General features: G+C 64.4%; 13 protein-coding genes. 7 read left to right on the top strand and 6 right to left on the bottom strand.

Annotation, left to right across the window (positions count from 1 at the left end; genetic code table 11):
• Window positions 1-91: 91 nt before the first annotated feature.
• The gene (locus UNPF46_RS27595) at window positions 92-751 is read right to left on the bottom strand and encodes a hypothetical protein (protein WP_142252095.1); all 660 of its coding nucleotides are present in this window, start codon (window positions 749-751) and stop codon (window positions 92-94) included.
• A gap of 276 nt (window positions 752-1,027) precedes the next feature.
• A complete protein-coding gene (locus UNPF46_RS27590) occupies window positions 1,028-3,244 on the bottom strand; it encodes a transglycosylase domain-containing protein (protein WP_142252094.1) in 2,217 nt (738 codons plus the stop codon).
• A gap of 178 nt (window positions 3,245-3,422) precedes the next feature.
• Here UNPF46_RS27590 and UNPF46_RS27585 point away from each other — a divergent pair, with 178 nt between their 5' ends.
• A complete protein-coding gene (locus UNPF46_RS27585) occupies window positions 3,423-3,848 on the top strand; it encodes a DUF1330 domain-containing protein (RefSeq protein ID WP_142252093.1) in 426 nt (141 codons plus the stop codon).
• 150 nt (window positions 3,849-3,998) lie between these two features.
• Here UNPF46_RS27585 and UNPF46_RS27580 read toward each other — a convergent pair whose 3' ends face one another.
• The 3 genes from UNPF46_RS27580 to UNPF46_RS27570 form a co-directional block, all read right to left on the bottom strand.
• The gene (locus UNPF46_RS27580) at window positions 3,999-5,219 is read right to left on the bottom strand and encodes an ABC transporter substrate-binding protein (protein WP_181770141.1); all 1,221 of its coding nucleotides are present in this window, start codon (window positions 5,217-5,219) and stop codon (window positions 3,999-4,001) included.
• A gap of 248 nt (window positions 5,220-5,467) precedes the next feature.
• The gene (locus tag UNPF46_RS27575; RefSeq protein ID WP_142252092.1) at window positions 5,468-6,694 is read right to left on the bottom strand and encodes an ABC transporter substrate-binding protein; all 1,227 of its coding nucleotides are present in this window, start codon (window positions 6,692-6,694) and stop codon (window positions 5,468-5,470) included.
• Window positions 6,695-6,856: 162 nt separating this feature from the next.
• Window positions 6,857-7,219 (bottom strand): DUF1304 domain-containing protein, encoded by a 363-nt coding sequence (locus tag UNPF46_RS27570; protein WP_181770140.1) that lies wholly within the window; start codon window positions 7,217-7,219, stop codon window positions 6,857-6,859.
• A gap of 94 nt (window positions 7,220-7,313) precedes the next feature.
• Here UNPF46_RS27570 and UNPF46_RS27565 point away from each other — a divergent pair, with 94 nt between their 5' ends.
• On the top strand, window positions 7,314-7,844 hold the full coding sequence (locus UNPF46_RS27565; RefSeq protein WP_100176533.1) for a methylated-DNA--[protein]-cysteine S-methyltransferase: 531 nt from the start codon (window positions 7,314-7,316) through the stop codon (window positions 7,842-7,844).
• A 148-nt stretch (window positions 7,845-7,992) separates the two neighbouring features.
• On the opposite strand, the gene UNPF46_RS27560 is transcribed toward UNPF46_RS27565, so the two are convergent.
• Complete coding sequence (locus tag UNPF46_RS27560) at window positions 7,993-10,782, bottom strand: [protein-PII] uridylyltransferase (RefSeq protein WP_142252091.1); 2,790 nt, start codon at window positions 10,780-10,782, stop codon at window positions 7,993-7,995.
• Window positions 10,783-10,970: 188 nt separating this feature from the next.
• Here UNPF46_RS27560 and UNPF46_RS27555 point away from each other — a divergent pair, with 188 nt between their 5' ends.
• The 5 genes from UNPF46_RS27555 to UNPF46_RS27535 all read left to right on the top strand — a co-directional run bounded on the left by UNPF46_RS27555 (window position 10,971) and on the right by UNPF46_RS27535 (window position 15,337).
• Window positions 10,971-11,942, top strand: coding sequence for an aliphatic sulfonate ABC transporter substrate-binding protein (locus UNPF46_RS27555; protein WP_181770139.1), 972 nt, complete (start codon window positions 10,971-10,973; stop codon window positions 11,940-11,942).
• A 210-nt stretch (window positions 11,943-12,152) separates the two neighbouring features.
• The gene (locus UNPF46_RS27550) at window positions 12,153-12,998 is read left to right on the top strand and encodes an ABC transporter permease (protein ID WP_142252115.1); all 846 of its coding nucleotides are present in this window, start codon (window positions 12,153-12,155) and stop codon (window positions 12,996-12,998) included.
• 4 nt (window positions 12,999-13,002) lie between these two features.
• The gene (locus tag UNPF46_RS27545; RefSeq protein WP_142252089.1) at window positions 13,003-13,788 is read left to right on the top strand and encodes an ABC transporter ATP-binding protein; all 786 of its coding nucleotides are present in this window, start codon (window positions 13,003-13,005) and stop codon (window positions 13,786-13,788) included.
• Window positions 13,789-13,841: 53 nt separating this feature from the next.
• Entirely contained in the window at window positions 13,842-14,351 is a 510-nt protein-coding gene (locus UNPF46_RS27540) for an OsmC family protein (protein WP_142252088.1), read from the top strand.
• Between the two features lie 176 nt (window positions 14,352-14,527).
• Window positions 14,528-15,337 carry a hypothetical protein gene (locus tag UNPF46_RS27535; protein WP_142252087.1) on the top strand — a complete coding sequence of 270 codons (810 nt, stop codon included), beginning with the start codon at window positions 14,528-14,530 and terminating at the stop codon, window positions 15,335-15,337.
• The last annotated feature ends 515 nt before the right edge of the window (window positions 15,338-15,852 follow it).

Here is a 15,852-nt window from a genome sequence, read left to right as displayed (position 1 = left end):
CACAATACTCATTGACGGCGCCAGGCAGAACGCCCGTCGACGTATTTTTTTGGATTCCGGCCGACGCGCGCTCAGCGGCCTCAGGCAACCCTCATGCACTGAAATCCGCACTCGTTCCTGCCTGCGTGCGTGAGGCCGGATAGGACGATTGCCGTTGCGCGCTGGCCTTTTGCCCCTCCGCCAGCATCGCCTGGAAGGCGGCGTCGAGTTGCTGGCGGCTATAGGCCGTGGATCTGCTTTCACGCGGCGTCCATTGCGCTTGCGTGATCGCGGTGGAAGCCTTCTCGACGGTGCCGCCAAGCCGTGCGGCATATTGGTCGGCTCGCCACTGCGCGAGATCCGGCCCGGCCAAGCCGGGAGGATCCTCGAGCTTGCCGATGTTGGCTGCCGCCGCATTGGTCATGGTCGAGGAGCCGCCATTGTACAGCGTGGCCACCACCCGGCCGTCGACCTTGACCTGTGCGTAGGTGTTCTCAGGTGCATCGTCGGCGACGACCGACTGAGGTGCATTCGCGCCTTGGGCAATCAGCCAGTTCGTGGCCATGAGGTCATGCAGGACGGGATCATCCGCCGCCGATATCATTTTGGCGCCCGACAGCGGCTTGACCTGCGAGAGGTCGATCCGAAAGCCGCTGGTCGCCGCATTGGCTGTATCCGCCGCCACCGGTTGGAGACCCGATGCCGCATGCGAAGTCGGCGTCGATGCGGGGCGCAGATGGGGCAACGCCGCGCTGGATAGAGCTGAAATCATGGAACGCTCCTGGGCACTCGCTCAACCTATGAGAGCAAATCCCGGGCCGAAGACGAACGCCTGAAGAGACTGATGTTTTTGCTTTCGGGGAGGAGTTCACCTCGGTTGATCTTGCCGCAATAGGCAGGACTTGCCGAAGTGGCGGCGGACTTCAAGGCCTGCCTCATGCGTCTGCGCCGTCCGCGCAAGCCGTTGATTTCGCTATCCTCGGCTACTGTGCATGGGGTTGTTTTCGCAGTTTTTGTTTTGAAGGGACTCTCTGCCCTCAACCCGGGCCTATCGGTTTCCGCCAAACAGGCGGTCCATCAGCCAGCCATCAAGCCCTGCCGCAGCCTCCGGCCGCGCATTGGCGCGCGTCGGTGGCGGCGGGCGATAACCGCCGTTGTTCGCTGCTGCCGGTGCGGGCGCGGCCGCCGTCGGCGGCGATACCTGCGATGCGGCCTGCGCGAGATTCGACAGGCCCCAGCCGCCGGGCGCGCTCGGCAGGGCCGCCACCGGCACGCCCTCGTGCGCGGTCTTCATGAAGCGCGTCCAGACTTCCACCGGCAGGCCGCCGCCGGTGGCCTTCTTGGTCGGCGAGTTGTCGTCATTGCCGAGCCAGACGCCGGTGACGAGATTGGCGGTGTAGCCGATGAACCAGGCGTCGCGATAATCCTGGCTGGTGCCGGTCTTGCCGGCGGCCGGCCAGCCCGGGATCTCCGCCTTCTTGGCGGTGCCTGAGATCAGCGTCTCCCGCATCATCGTGTTCATCATCCCGACATAGCGGGGGTCGATGACCTGGGTGTGCTCGTCGGGCTGGCGCATGTAGAGCAGCTTGCCGCTGAGCGTCCTGATCCGCGTCACGACATGCGGCGCCACCGCGAAGCCGCCATTGGCGAAGGGTGCATAGGCGCCGACCAGCTCGACGACAGAGACTTCCGACGTGCCGAGTGCGATCGAGGCGTTGGGCTCGAGCTTGGAGGAGATGCCGAGCCGATGCGCGGTGCGCACCACGTTCTTCGGCCCAACCTCGAGGCCGAGGCGGATGGCGACGGTGTTGAGCGACATCGCCAGCGCCTGCGTCAGCGTCACCGCGCCGAAATATTCGTGGGTGTAGTTCTCGGGCTTCCAGCCCTTGACCTCGATCGGCGCGTCCTGGCGCATCGTGTCCGGCGTCAGGCCCTGCTCGAGCGCGGTGAGATAGACGAACGGCTTGAACGAGGAGCCCGGCTGGCGCTTGGCGGTCACCGCGCGATTGTACTGGCTCTCGGAATAGTTCCGCCCGCCGACCATGGCGCGCACCGCGCCGTCAGGCGTCATCGCCACCAGCGCGCCCTGGCTGACGTTGAACTTGACGCTCTTGGCGGCGAGCTCGTCGATGATGGCGGCTTCCGCAACGCTTTGCAGCTTGGGATCGATGGTGGTCTCGACCTTGATGCTTTCGTCGATCTGGCCGACCAGATCGTCCAGCACCTCGCCGATCCAGTCGGCGACGTAGTTGACCGTGCCGGCACCGACCGGCTTCACGTTGTAGGAGGGATGGCCGATCGAGGCCTGCGCCTGCGCATCGGTGATGAATTTCGCGTCCGCCATCGCCGCGAGCACGATCTGCGCGCGCGCTTCGGCACCTTCCGGATTGCGGTTCGGCGCAAGGCGCGAGGGCGACTTGACGAGGCCGGCGAGCATCGCGGCCTCCGCGATGGTGACGTTCCTCGCCGACTTGCCGAAATATCTCTGCGCGGCGGCTTCGACGCCGTAGGCGCCGGAGCCGAAATAGACGCGGTTGAGATAGAGCTCCAGGATCTCGTCCTTGGAATGCTTGCGCTCCAGCCAGATCGCGAGCTCCGCCTCCTGCAGCTTGCGCTGCATGGTGCGCTCCTGGGTCAGGAACAGGTTCTTCGCCAGCTGCTGCGTCAGCGTCGAGCCGCCTTGCGAGACGCCGCGATGGAGCAAATTGGTGACGAGGGCGCGCAAAATGCCGACGGGGTCGATGCCGAAATGCGAATAGAAGCGGCGGTCCTCGATGGCGATGAACGCCTTCGGCAAATAGGGCGGCAGATCCTTCAGCGCGATATTGGCGCCGGCCATCTCGCCGCGCTGTGCCAGCATGCTGCCGTCGATGCCGACGATCTGGATCGTCGGCGGGCGCTTCGGGATTTCCAGCGACTGGATCGGCGGCAGATGGGCGCCGACATAGATCACGACGCCGATCACGGCGATCACGCCCCACAGGCTCAGCACCGCGCCCCAATAGACCACCCGGCCGAGACTGAACCCGCCGCGTGACTTCGCGCGGCGCTTGGCGCCGCTGCGGCTGGCCGGCGCCTTGCGCTCGCGCGGCGGCTCGTCGCCGGCGTCCTCGCTCTTGCGCTTGGTGGATGATTTCGCTGATTTCTTCGGCTTGTCCTCGCCGCCGGGAATGCGATCGGCCGGGGTCAGGCGCAGATCGGCGAGCGCCGCGGGCAAGCCGAACAGCGGCTCCTTCCGCCCACCCTTTTTCTTTCCCCACGCCATATGCAAACGCCCGGTCAGCCCGCCCCGCCGCACGCTAGCGGTCGCTGTTTAAGGCCCGGTTACCCCGGCGTTAACGCGTGATTAGGAGGTGGGGCATTCGCACCCCGCAGTTCCGCTCCTTTGGCGCCGGAGCTAGGATCGCCGGCACAAAAAGAGCAAGCACCCAGAGGAAACCCACATGGGCCATATCGATCCGACCAAGGAGATCTTCGCGCAGTTCCGGGAGAACGACCGTCCCGGTCCGATCCACATGCTCAACCTGGTGCGGTTGCGGAAAGAGGCCGCCTATCCGGACGGCCGCAAGGCGAGCGGCGCGGAAGCCTACGCCGCCTATGGCCGCGAGAGTGGCCCGGTGTTCGAACGTCTCGGTGGCCGCATCGTCTGGCAGGGCAAGTTCGAGCTGATGCTGATCGGCCCGCAGGACGAGCGCTGGGACCATTGCTTCATCGCGGAGTATCCAAGCGTTGCCGCCTTCGTCGAGATGATCCGTGATCCCGTCTATCGCGAGGCCGTGAAGCACAGGCAGGCCGCGGTAGAGGATTCGCGCCTGATCCGGCATGCCGTTCTGCCGGTCGGCAAGAACTTTGGGGAGATACCGGAGTAGACGTCTGTCTCCGTCGTCATGGCCGGGCTTGACCCGGCCATCCACGATTTCTCAATCAGTCATTCCGGGGCGGCTCGAAGAGCCGAACCCGGAATCTCGAGATTCCGGGTTCGATGCTGTCGCATCGCCCCGGAATGGCGGCGATGGAAGCTAACCCGCCGGACCGGCATCCTCCAGGATCGGGCCGAACAGCTCCCAGCGCTCGCCGTTGAACTTCATCATCTGAAGCTGCTTGTTGACGCGGTAGTCGGTCGGCGAGGTGTTGACCTTGATGCCGGGCAGCGCGGTGTCGGTGGCGAAGTCCTTCACCGAGGCTGCCTGCTTCATGACGTTCTCACGGGTCAGGTCGTCGCCGCACTGCTTCAGCACATGCACCAGCAGCTGTGCCGTGCTGTAGCCGTAGGTGTTGAAGTTCGAGTCCTTGTCGCCGTCGGGATAGTACTTCGCCATGAAGTCGAAATACTTCTTCAGGCCGGCATCGTCCTTCCAGGTCGGATCCAGCGGTTCCTTGCCGTAATTGACGCTGATCAGGCCCTTGGCGGCGTCGAGGCCAGCGGGCTTCAGCACCGCGCCGACCGAGGTGGCGTTGATGTCGACGATCTGCACCGGATGCCAGCCCATCTCCGCGATCTTCTTAATCGCCTGCGCGGCCTGCTTCGGCGTGCTCGCACTGAAGAACAGGTCGGCGCCGGCATCCTTGATCTTGAGAACCTGCGAGTCGACGGTGGGATCGGACACTTCGTAGGAGGCTTCGGTCACGATCATCTTGGCGGCCTTGTCGCCGAGGCCGGCCTTGATGCCGTTCAGATAGTCCTTGCCGAGGTCGTCGTTCTGATAGAGCACGCCGATCTTGGCGTTCGGATGCTCCTTCAGGATGTACTGGCCGTAGATGCGGCCTTCGACGAAGTAGTTTGGATTGAAGCCCATGGTCCACGGAAAGTTCTTCGGGTCGGTGAACCGCGAGGCCCCGGTCGCCGCGAACAGCTGCGGCACCTTCTTGGCGTTGAGATATTTCTGCACGGCCGCGTTCACGGGCGTGCCGATGATCTGGAAGGTCAGCAGCACCTCGTCGCTCTCGACCAGCTTGCGGATCTGCTCCACGGCTTTCGGCGGCGAATAGGCGTCGTCGTACTGGATCAGATTGATCTTGCGGCCGTTGACGCCGCCCTGGTCGTTGATCATCTTGAAATAGGCGGCCTGCGTCTTGCCGATCGACGAATAGGCCGACGCCGGTCCAGAGAACGGCATGGTCTGTCCGACCTTGATCTCGGTGTCGCTGGCGCCTGGATCGTATTTTTTCTGGGCATTGGCCGCTGAAATCGACAGCGCCAGAGCGAGCGCCGTGGCCAGATGCAGCTTTCCATTCCTCATTCGCAATTCCCTCAGTCTGTTTTTGCCGATGATCTCTCGGCGCGCGCTTGCGCGTCCGATGCCATCGCTGAGGGCGAGTGTGGAGGAACGATTGTTGCGGCGCAAGGTGGGAGAGGCACATCCTTTGTAGGGTGGGTTAGCCCCGCGGACTGCGCAAAGCGCAGTCCGCGGGGCGTAACCCACCTCGTCTGTTGCCGCGGTGAAAGACCGTGGTGGGTTACGCTACGCTAACCCACCCTACACGATCCCTAACCCGACGGTCCCGTGTCCTCGATGATCGGTCCGAACAGCTCCCAGCGCTCGCCGTTGAACTTCATCATCTGCATCTGCTTGTTGACGCGGAAGTCGTTCGGCCCGGTGTTGATCTTGATGCCGGGCAGGGCGAAGCTCGGGGTGAAGTCCTTGATGTTGGCGACCTGCCTCATGATGTTCTCACGCGTCAGATCGTCGCCGCATTGCTTCAGGACCTGGACCAGCAACTCGGCCACCGAATAGGCATAGGTGTTGACCGTGTTGAGCTTGTCGCCTTCCGGGAAATACTTGTCCATGAAGGCGAAGAAGGCCTTCACGCCGGGATCGTCCTTCCACTGCGGATCGCTCGGCTCCTTGCCATATTGGGTCGAGATGATGCCCTTGGAGATGTCGAGGCCGGCCGGCTTCAGCGTCGCCGAGATCGGGCTCGCATTGATGTCGAGGATGTGCACCGGCGTCCAGCCGAGGTCGGCCAGCTTCTTGATCGCCTGTGCCGCGAATTTCGGCGTCGAAGCGTCGAAGAACACGTCGACGCCCATCGACTTCAGCTTGACCACCTGGGAGTCGACGGTGGGGTCGGTGACCTCGTAGGAGACCTCGCCGACGACCATGCTGGCGGCCTTGTCGCCGAGGCCGCTCTTCAGGCCCGCGAGATAGTCGCGGCCCATGTCGTCGTTCTGGTAGAGCACGCCGATCTTGGCGTTCGGATGCTCCTTGAGAATGTACTTGGCGTAGATCCGGCCCTCGGACACGTAGTTGGGATTGTAGGCGATGGTCCAGGGATAGTTCTGGGGATCGTTGAAGCGGGCCGCGCCGGTCGAAGCCAGCAGCTGCGGCACCTTCTTGCCGTTGAGATATTTCTGCACGGCCGCGTTGGCCGCGGTGCCGATCAGCTGGAAGGTGAACAGCACCTCGTCGCCCTCGACCAGCTTGCGCACCTGCTCGACCGTCTTCGGCGGCGAGTAGGCGTCGTCATACTGGATCAGATTGATCTTGCGGCCGTTGATGCCGCCCTGATCATTGATCATCTTGAAATAGGCGGCCTGGGTTTTGCCGATATTGGCGTAGACGGAGTAGGCGCCGGAGAACGGCACGGTCTGGCCGATCTTGATCTCGGTGTCGGTTGCGCCAGTGTCGTATTTCTTCTGGGCAAGCGCTTGGCTCGCGGAGAACGCAAAGGCGAGCGTCGCCGCGGCAGCTATGAAGGCTCTGCGATTGTTCATCTTGGTTGTTCCTCCTGACGGAATTTCCGGTCGACGGTCTTTTCCCGTTGATTGCAACGGTTGCCATCGCTGCCGAAGATTGTGGAGGAAGGTGCGGCGCCGCGCAAGGATCGCAGCGCTGCGCCGTAGCGTCTCAGGCGTCGGAGTCCGAGCTCAGGGCGTTCAGGCCAGAAACAACGTAACCAGCGCCATCGCCGCCGGCAGCGCCTGCACCATCAGGATGCGGCTGCTGACGGTCGCGGCGCCATAGACGCCGGCCACGATCACGCAAAGCAGAAAGAACGCCTTGATCTGGAATGCGAAGGCGGGGTTGCCGTGGACCAGCCCCCAGACCAGGCCGGCGGCGAGGAAGCCGTTATAGAGCCCCTGATTGGCGGCCAGCACTTTCGTGATCTCCGCCTTCTCGGGCGTGTTGCGGAATGTCTTCAAGCCCAGCGGCTTGTCCCAGAGAAACATCTCCAGGGTCAGAAAGTAAGCGTGCAGCGCGGCGACCAGCGCCACCAGGATATTGGCGATCCAGATCAAGATGAGCTCCCCCAAAAAGCGTCAGCTTTCGAGTGGACGTTAGCATGGCCGGCATGGCAAGTGCGATGGCCGTGTTCGATGCAATGGTGCCGCAATGCCCAGCCGATCAACCAAGTCCTCCGTGAGCTTCGGCCTCGATCGCCTGACGACGCCGATCGGGATCGCCTTGCTCGTCACCGATGCCGCAGGTGCGCTGCGCGCGCTCGACTGGGACGATTACGAGCACCGCATGCGCGAACTGTTGCGGCTGCATTACGGTGCGGTCGATCTGAGTGATCGATCCGCGCCGGTGGACATCCGGACCGCCCTGTCACGCTATTTCGAAGGCGATCTCGGCCAGCTCTCGAACATCGCCTGGCGCATCGCCGGCACGCCGTTTCAGCAAAAGGTCTGGACTGCGCTGGCGAAGATTCCTGCCGGGACCACGATGAGCTACGGCGCGATGGCCGCGACGATCGAGATGCCCAAAGCCATTCGCGCCGTCGGCCATGCCAACGGCTCCAACCCGATCAGCGTCGTGCTGCCGTGTCACCGCCTGATCGGCGCCGACGGCTCGCTGGTGAAATACGGCGGCGGGCTCGAGCGCAAGCGCTGGCTGCTCAGGCATGAGGGAGTGGATGTTTAGCTCTGCCGTCATTCCGGGGCGCGCGAAGCGCGAACCCGGAATCCATTTGTCGGCGTCGTCGGTGGCTTGATGGGTTCCGGGCTCGCCGCTATGCGGCGCCCCGGAATGACGAGTGGAAAGAAACGCGCCCCGGAACGACGAGACAGCGTCACGCCGCCGGCTGGACCGCCTTGTCGCCGGCCATCACATGGGTCAGCGCGCTCTTGATCGCGGCCTGGCGCGTCGGCGCGTTGATCTGCGCGCCCAGGAGGTCGGTGACGTAGAACACGTCGCGGGCGCGCTCGCCGAAGGTCGCGACGTGCGCCGAGGCGATGTTGAGGTTGAGCTTCGAGATCGCGGTGGTCAGCTCGTAGAGCAGGCCGGGCCGGTCGAGCCCGGAGACCTCGATCACGGTGTAGCGGTCGGACCATTGGTTGTTGATGGTGACTTCCGGCTCGATCACGAAGGGGCGCGCCTTGCTGCGCACGGTGCGCCGCGCCACCACTTCGGGCAGGCGCAGCTTGCCTTCCAGCACGTCCTCGATCATCTCGCCAATGCGGGTGGCGCGCCGTCCCTCGTCCTCGTCGCGGTCGTATTCCCTGGAGATCGAGATGGTGTCGAGCGCACGGCCGTCGGTCGTGGTGTAGATCTGGGCGTCGACGATGTTGGCGCCGGCCGAGGCGCAGGCGCCCGCGATGATCGACAGCAGCCAGGGATGGTCGGCGGCGAAGATCGTCAGCTCGGTGACGCCGCGCACCTCGTCGAAGCCGACATTGATCGCGAGCTTGTGGCCGGCCTGCTCGCTGGAGCGGACGAAGCGGGCATGGCGGATCTTGCGCGGCAGCTCGACCTTGAGCCAATAGGCCGGATAGTGCCGGCCGATATAGGCGTCGAGCTCCTCCGCCGGCCATTCGGCGAAGGCGTTGCGGAATTCGGCATAGGCGGCGGTGAGGCGCTTGCCGCGATCGACTTCGGAGAAGCCGCCCGTGAGCACCGGCTCGGTCTCGTAGTAGAGCGAACGCAACAGCTGCGCCTTCCAGCCGTTCCACACGCCGGGACCGACGCCGCGGATGTCGGCGGTGGTCAGGATCGTCAGCAGCTTCATCTGCTCGACCGACTGCACCACGGCGGCGAAATTCTCGATGGTCTTGCGGTCGGACAGGTCGCGCGACTGTGCGACCGTGGACATCGTCAGATGCTCCTCGATCAGCCAGGCGATGAGCTCGGTGTCGGCGGCGCTGAAGCCGAGCCGCGGGCAGAGTCGCCGCGCGACCTTGGCGCCGGCGATCGAATGATCCTCGGGCCGGCCCTTGGCGATGTCGTGCAGCAGCGTCGTGATGTAGATCACCGCCCGGTGTTCGGGGCGAATTTTGCGCATCAGGTCGCTCGCGAGCGCGAATTCATCGAGGCCGCCGCGCTCGATGTCCTGGAGGAAGCCGACGCAGCGGATCAAGTGCTCGTCGACTGTGTAGTGATGATACATGTTGAACTGCATCATCGACACGATCTTGCCGAAGGCGCGGATGAAATGGCCGAGCACGCCGGTCTCGTTCATCCGCCGCAGCACGATCTCGGCGTTGTCGGAGGTCAGGATCTCCATGAACAGCCGGTTGGCCTCGGGATTCTCGCGCATCTGCGCGTTGATGAGGCCGAGCGAGCGCGTCACGTCGCGCATCGCATCCGGATGGAAGGCGAGGTTGTTCTTCTGTGCCAGGCGGAAGATCCGGATCAGATTGACCGGATCGTGCTTGAAGACGTCGGGCGCAGCGACGTTGATGCGGTTGTTGTCGACGATGAAGTCGTCGCTTTCGGGTACGCGCCGCTTCGCCGCGGTCGGGCGCAGCCGCGCCATCATCCGGCTCAGCACCGGCGCCGGCTTGGCCTGCTGGTCCTCAAGCTTGGCGCACAGGATGGCGGTGAGGTTGCCGACTTCCTTGGCGACCAGGAAATAGTGCTTCATGAAGCGCTCGACGTCCTGCATGCCGGGATGCGAGGTGTAGCCGAGCCGCACCGCGATCTCGCGCTGGAGGTCGAACGAAAGCCGCTCCTCGGCGCGGCCGGAGTAGAAATGCAGATTGCAGCGCACCGACCAGAGGAAGTCGGCGCAGCGGCGGAAGGTGCGATATTCCTGCGCGTCGAACACGCCGCGCTCCACCAGCTCGCTGGTGTCGCGCACGCGGTAGACGTATTTGGCGATCCAGAACAGCGTGTGCAGGTCGCGCAGCGCGCCCTTGCCGTCCTTGACGTTGGGCTCGACCAGGTAGCGCGACTGGCCGCCGCGGCGATGGCGCTCCTCGCGCTCGGCGAGCTTCGCGGTGACGAATTCCGATGCGGTGCCCTGCACCACCTCCTTGTCGAAGCGCGCGACCAGCTCCTCGTAGAGCGGCTTGTCGCCGGTGAGGAAGCGCGTCTCCAGGATCGCGGTGCGGATGGTCATGTCGCCGCGCGCCTGCCGGATCGACTCGTCCACCGAACGCGTGGCGTGGCCGACCTTCAGCCCCATGTCCCAGAGGCAATAGAGGATGGCTTCGGCCACCTGCTCGCCCCAGGCGGTCTGCTTGTAGGGCAGGATGAACAGGAGATCGATGTCGGATTCGGGGGCCATCAGGCCGCGGCCGTAGCCGCCGGTCGCCACCACCGCCATGCGCTCGGCGCCGCTCGGGATCGGCGAGCGGTAGAGATGACGGGTCGCCGCCGAATACAGGATGCGGATGATCTCGTCCTGGACGTAACACAGCCGCTCGGCGCAGCGACGGCCGTGGCGGTCCTTCAAGAGGATTTCCTGTGCCGCGGCGCGTGCCGCGATCAGCTCGGCCTTGAGCAATTGCGCCGTCGCCGTGCGGAACGCGTCTTCGCGTCCCTGGTGCTTTTCGGCAAGCGCATCGACCGCCGCGGTGATCCGCGCAGTGTCGAAACGATCGTCCCCCTCGGCCTTATGCTCAGTTGTGACGCTGTCCATGTCTCACCGGATATAAGAGGTGACAGGCGCTGTCACCCGCCATTCTCTGGCAATAGTCGTTCCATGCTGGAAAGCTGCGGCTTCGGGCAAATCTGTTCTCGGCCGGCGGGCTTTCTGGGGGCGGATTTTCTCGTTGACCTCTAGATATAACTCATTGAAAAACAATGAAGTTTTGGAGGGCTCTGGGCATGACCGAGATTTCACGACGCATTCTGTTGGCCGGAGCGGTCGCACTCGTCATGGCGCCTGCGGCAAGGGCCGCGGATCCGCTCAAGGAAATCCGCATCGACTGGGCGACTTACAATCCGGTGTCGATGGTCCTGAAGCAGAAGGGCCTTCTGGAGAGGGAGTTCGCCAAGGACGGCATCACCGTCACCTGGGTGCAGTCGGCCGGCTCCAACAAGGCGCTCGAATTCCTCAATGCCGGCTCGATCGATTTCGGCTCGACCGCGGGCTCGGCGGCGCTGGTGGCGAAGATCAACGGCAATCCGATCAAGTCGATCTATGTCTATTCGCGTCCCGAATGGACCGCGCTGGTGACATCAAAGGATTCCAAGATCGCCGGCGTGGCCGACCTCAAGGGCAAGCGCGTCGCGGTGACGCGCGGCACCGATCCGCACATCTTCCTGGTGCGTGCGCTGTTGGGGGCGGGCCTCACCGAAAAGGACATCACGCCGGTGCTGCTGCAGCACGCCGACGGCAAGACTGCGCTGATCCGCGGCGACGTCGACGCCTGGGCCGGCCTTGATCCCATGATGGCGCAGGCCGAGGTCGAGGAGGGCGCAAAGCTGTTCTACCGCAAGGCCGACGCCAACACCTGGGGCATCCTCAATGTGCGCGAGCAGTTCTTGAAGGATTATCCGGACGCCGCCCGCCGCGTGCTCGCCGTGTATGAGGAGGCGCGCAAATATTCGCTGGCGAACTACGACGAGCTGAAGAAGACCTTCATCGCCGTGACCAAGCTTCCCGAGGCCGTCGTCGACAAACAGCTCAAGGAGCGCACCGACCTCACCCATAGCCGCATCGGCGCGCCCCAGCGCGAGTCGATCCTCGCCGCCGGCCTTGCCCTGCAGCAGGCCGGCGTCGTCGATGCCAAGGTCGACGTGAAGGCCACGCTGGATGCCCTGATCGACGACCAGGTCCCGCTGCCGACGAATTGATCCTCTTACCCTCCCCTGGAGGGGGAGGGTCGATCGCGCGCAGCGCGAGCGGGGTGGGGTGCTCTCCACTCGGGCACTGCTTCGTGGAGAGACTGTCACCCCACCCCGTCACGCAATCTCGCTTTGCTCGATCGCGTGCCGACCCTCCCCCTCCAGGGGAGGGTAAGAGGCGCCCTTGCATTCCCTGACCAGACGCGCTTGCTAATGACTATGGTCTCCGACGCGCCAGCCTTGCAACAGACTTCGGAACCGGCCGACAACGCCGCCGCGCCGTCGCGCGCCGCGCGCTATGCGCGGCCGTTGCTTGGAATTCTGCTGCCGCTGACGCTCGCGCTCGGCTGGGAGGTCGTTGTCTGGCTCGGCTGGTCCAATGGCCGGCTGGTGCCGCCGCCCTCGCGCGTGTTCGCTACCATCGCCGAGCTTGCTCGCTCCGGCGAGCTGGTCCGCCACATCGCAGCGACGCTGTGGCGCGTCTCGCTCGGTTTTGCCTTCGGCGTGGTCGCGGGCACGTTGCTGGGCGCCATCTCCGGCTATTGGTCGCTGGCGCGGCGGCTGCTTGACCCGACCGTCCAAGCCTTGCGCGCGATCCCGTCGCTGGCCTGGGTGCCGCTGTTCATTCTCTGGCTCGGCATCTTCGAGACCTCGAAGGTCGCGCTGATCGCGGTCGGCGTGTTCTTCCCGGTCTATCTCGGTGTGATGGGCGCGATCCTCATCGTCGACCGCAAGATCGTCGAGGTCGGCCGCACCTTCCGCCTCTCGGGCTTCGCGATGATCCGCCGCATCCTGTTGCCCGCCGTGCTGCCGGCCTATGTCGTGTCCTTGCGCGTCGGGCTCGGCCTCGGCTGGATGTTCGTGGTGGCGGCGGAGCTGATCGGCGCTTCCGAAGGCCTCGGCTATCTCCTGCTCGACGGCCAGCAGCTCGGCAAGCCCGCGCAGATCCTGGCCGCCATCGTGATCTTCGCCATTCTCGGCAAGCTCACCGACTGGCTGATCGAGCTTGCCGCTGCGCCGTTCCTGCGCTGGCAGGACGCCTTCGGTCCAGCCAAGGGAGCGTAAGGCGATGCTGGCGCTCGACCGGGTCAGCAAGACCTATCCCAACGGCGTCGCGGCGCTGGCGCGCTTCTCCGCCGAGATCAGGCAGGGCGAGATCATCGCCATCATTGGCGGCTCCGGCTGCGGCAAGTCGACATTGCTGCGCGCCATCGCCGGGCTCGATCGCGCCAGCTCGGGCACGGTGACGCTCGACAATGAGGCGATCGCCTCGCCGCACGCCAAGATCGGCATCATCTTCCAGGAGCCGCGGCTGCTGCCCTGGCTCAGTGTCGCCGACAATATCGGCTTCGGCCTTACCGATCTGCCCGCGACCGAGCGGCGCGAGAAGGTGGTGCGTGCGCTCGAGCGCGTCGGGCTGGCGGACAAGGCGCAGGCCTGGCCGCGCGAACTCTCCGGCGGGCAGGCGCAGCGCGTCGCGATCGCCCGCGCGCTGGTGCCGCAGCCCGAGGTGCTCCTGCTCGACGAGCCGTTCTCCGCACTCGACGCCTTCACCCGCCGCGACCTGCAGGATCATCTGCTCGACCTCTGGGCCGACACGCGCCCGACCTTGATCCTCGTCACGCATGACGTGGATGAAGCCGTGGTTCTGGCCGATCGCGTGCTGGTGATGCGGCCGCGGCCGGGGCGGCTGTTCGACCAGATCGAGATCAATCTCGCCCGCCCGCGCGACCGCAATTCGCCGCTATTCGAGAACTTCAAGCGAAGTGTGCTGACGTCACTCGACCGTTCGCTCGATCGCAGCGTGCCCGACCGCGACGCAACCCAGGGTCCCGGTCAGGCCATGTGGTGGTGACAATGTCCCTCCGAGCCGGTACATCGAAGGGCAATTTTCCGGGAGAGAACAAGATGGACGCCGCCCAACTGCGCCAGATGCAGGCTCCGATCAAGGAGCGCTACAAGACCGATCCCAAGACCGCACTGATCACCCTGAAGGCCAAGGGCTCCACCGATAGCGAAGGCATCGCCTGCAAGGTCGAGACCGGCCGCGCCATCGCGATGGCGGGCCTGCATCCGGCGACAGGCGGCTCCGGCCTCGAGCTCTGCTCGGGCGATATGCTTCTGGAAGCCTTGGTCGCCTGTGCCGGTGTCACGCTGAAATCGGTCGCCACCGCGATCGAGGTGCCGCTCAAGACCGGGAACGTCTATGCCGAGGGCGATCTCGATTTCCGCGGCACGCTCGGCATCGACAAGGAGACCCCGGTCGGCTTCGCCGAGATCCGTCTGCGCTTCGAGGTCGACACCGACGCGCCGCAGGACAAGCTCGATCTCCTTCTGAAGCTCACCGAGCGCTATTGCGTGGTCTACCAGACCATCAAGAACGGCCCGAAGGTCTCGGTGTCGATGCAGCGGATGTGACTCTGTGTACCCTCCCCTGGAGGGGGAGGGTCGATCGCGCGTAGCGCGAGCGGGGTGGGGTGATCTCTCCACTCGGGCACTGTATCCGTCGAGAGACCGTCACCCCACCCCGTCTCATATTCGCTGCGCTTCATATGAGCCGACCCTCCCCCTCCAGGGGAGGGTAAGAAGCCAAGATGTCCCTCGACCTTCACTTCCTCCTCTTCCTCCTCCTGCGGATGGCGATCGCGGCGGCGTTCGTCGTGTCGGCGTCGATCATCACTGAACGCGCAGGTCCGGTGATCGGTGCGCTGATCGCGACACTGCCGGTGTCGGCGGGGCCTTCCTACGTCTTCCTCGCGCTTGACCACGACGCTGCCTTCATCGCGCAGGGGGCGCTGGCGAGCCTGCCGGTCAACGCGGCGACGATCTTCATGTGCCTCACTTACGTCGTGCTGGCGCAACGGCACAATCTTCTGTTGAGTTGCGGAAGCGCGGTCGCGGTCTGGATCGTGCTGGCTTCGATCATCCGTCAGTTCGACTGGCCGCTCACCGCGGGACTCGCTGCAAATCTGATCGCCTTCGGCATCTGCATTCCGCTGCTGGCCGGCTATCGCGATGTAAAGATGCCGCTGGTGACACGCCGTTGGTACGACGTGCCGATGCGGGCTGCGCTGGTCGCGACCCTTGTTGCCATCGTGGTCTCGACCTCCGGCTGGGTCGGTCCCCGCATCAGCGGCATCATCGCGCTGTATCCCGTAGTGTTCTCCAGCATCATGGTGATTCTGCATCCGCGTATCGGCGGCCCGCCGACCGCCGCCGTGCTCGCCAACTCCGCCTGGGGTCTGCTCGGGTTCGGCATGGCAATCGCCGTTCTGCACGTTGCGGTGGTGGCATTCGGGTCGGCCGTCGGTCTGTGTCTCGCACTCGGAACCTGTATTGCTTGGAACCTGACGCTGTGGGGACTCGGCCGGCGTGCGATGCACAAGGCGCGGCAACGGCCGTGAGACTACGGATAGGCGCGATGTCGCGTCGCGAAAGGCCCTGTGCAGGAATGTCGATTTCACGCTGATGGGCAGCGCGGCATCTCCGCAAGCCATTGAATGAGATGCGTCATTTCAAGTTGCGTCGACGCTCATGCCTGATCGCGATATGGGCGAAGGTCGTTCCAGCTCCCGCCGATTTCCGACATTTCTATTAGAACTTTCTTCGCGCTTTTCGACTACGAGTGACTCAAGCGTACCCCGCTGTCGTCAGCGTGAACTCGTCCGAGCTGCATCCGAGTGCACGGACTCGCGGGAATTGTAGATTTGAATACGGCTGTGTTGCCGCAACGGTCACTTCCCTACGGGCTGCCCACACTATTTCGAGATGGAGATTGTTTGATGTTCGGTCGCAAGTCCCACAGTGATGCGCAAGCGCGGCTCGACGCCATTGGCCGTTCGCAGGCCATGATCGAATTCAATCTCGATGGCTCGATCATCACGGCCAACCAGAATTTTCTCGACGCCCTCGGCTATCG

The sequence above is a fragment of the Bradyrhizobium sp. UNPF46 genome (assembly GCF_006658625.1).
Taxonomy (GTDB): Bacteria; Pseudomonadota; Alphaproteobacteria; order Rhizobiales; family Xanthobacteraceae; genus Bradyrhizobium; species Bradyrhizobium nitroreducens.
The sequence above is the reverse complement of the archived record's forward strand: the minus strand, read 5'-3'. Positions and strand labels throughout refer to the sequence as shown.

What these genes read in the sequence shown, in the direction of transcription:
- UNPF46_RS27580 (WP_181770141.1), bottom strand. Translation starts at nt 5,219, where the DNA reads ATGAGGAATGGAAAGCTGCATCTGGCCACGGCGCTCGCTCTGGCGCTG.
- UNPF46_RS27595 (WP_142252095.1), bottom strand. Translation starts at nt 751, where the DNA reads ATGATTTCAGCTCTATCCAGCGCGGCGTTGCCCCATCTGCGCCCCGCA.
- UNPF46_RS27535 (WP_142252087.1), top strand. Translation starts at nt 14,528, where the DNA reads ATGTCCCTCGACCTTCACTTCCTCCTCTTCCTCCTCCTGCGGATGGCG.
- UNPF46_RS27540 (WP_142252088.1), top strand. Translation starts at nt 13,842, where the DNA reads ATGGACGCCGCCCAACTGCGCCAGATGCAGGCTCCGATCAAGGAGCGC.
- UNPF46_RS27560 (WP_142252091.1), bottom strand. Translation starts at nt 10,782, where the DNA reads ATGGACAGCGTCACAACTGAGCATAAGGCCGAGGGGGACGATCGTTTC.
- UNPF46_RS27545 (WP_142252089.1), top strand. Translation starts at nt 13,003, where the DNA reads ATGCTGGCGCTCGACCGGGTCAGCAAGACCTATCCCAACGGCGTCGCG.
- UNPF46_RS27555 (WP_181770139.1), top strand. Translation starts at nt 10,971, where the DNA reads ATGACCGAGATTTCACGACGCATTCTGTTGGCCGGAGCGGTCGCACTC.
- UNPF46_RS27575 (WP_142252092.1), bottom strand. Translation starts at nt 6,694, where the DNA reads ATGAACAATCGCAGAGCCTTCATAGCTGCCGCGGCGACGCTCGCCTTT.
- UNPF46_RS27565 (WP_100176533.1), top strand. Translation starts at nt 7,314, where the DNA reads ATGCCCAGCCGATCAACCAAGTCCTCCGTGAGCTTCGGCCTCGATCGC.
- UNPF46_RS27585 (WP_142252093.1), top strand. Translation starts at nt 3,423, where the DNA reads ATGGGCCATATCGATCCGACCAAGGAGATCTTCGCGCAGTTCCGGGAG.
- UNPF46_RS27590 (WP_142252094.1), bottom strand. Translation starts at nt 3,244, where the DNA reads ATGGCGTGGGGAAAGAAAAAGGGTGGGCGGAAGGAGCCGCTGTTCGGC.
- UNPF46_RS27550 (WP_142252115.1), top strand. Translation starts at nt 12,153, where the DNA reads ATGGTCTCCGACGCGCCAGCCTTGCAACAGACTTCGGAACCGGCCGAC.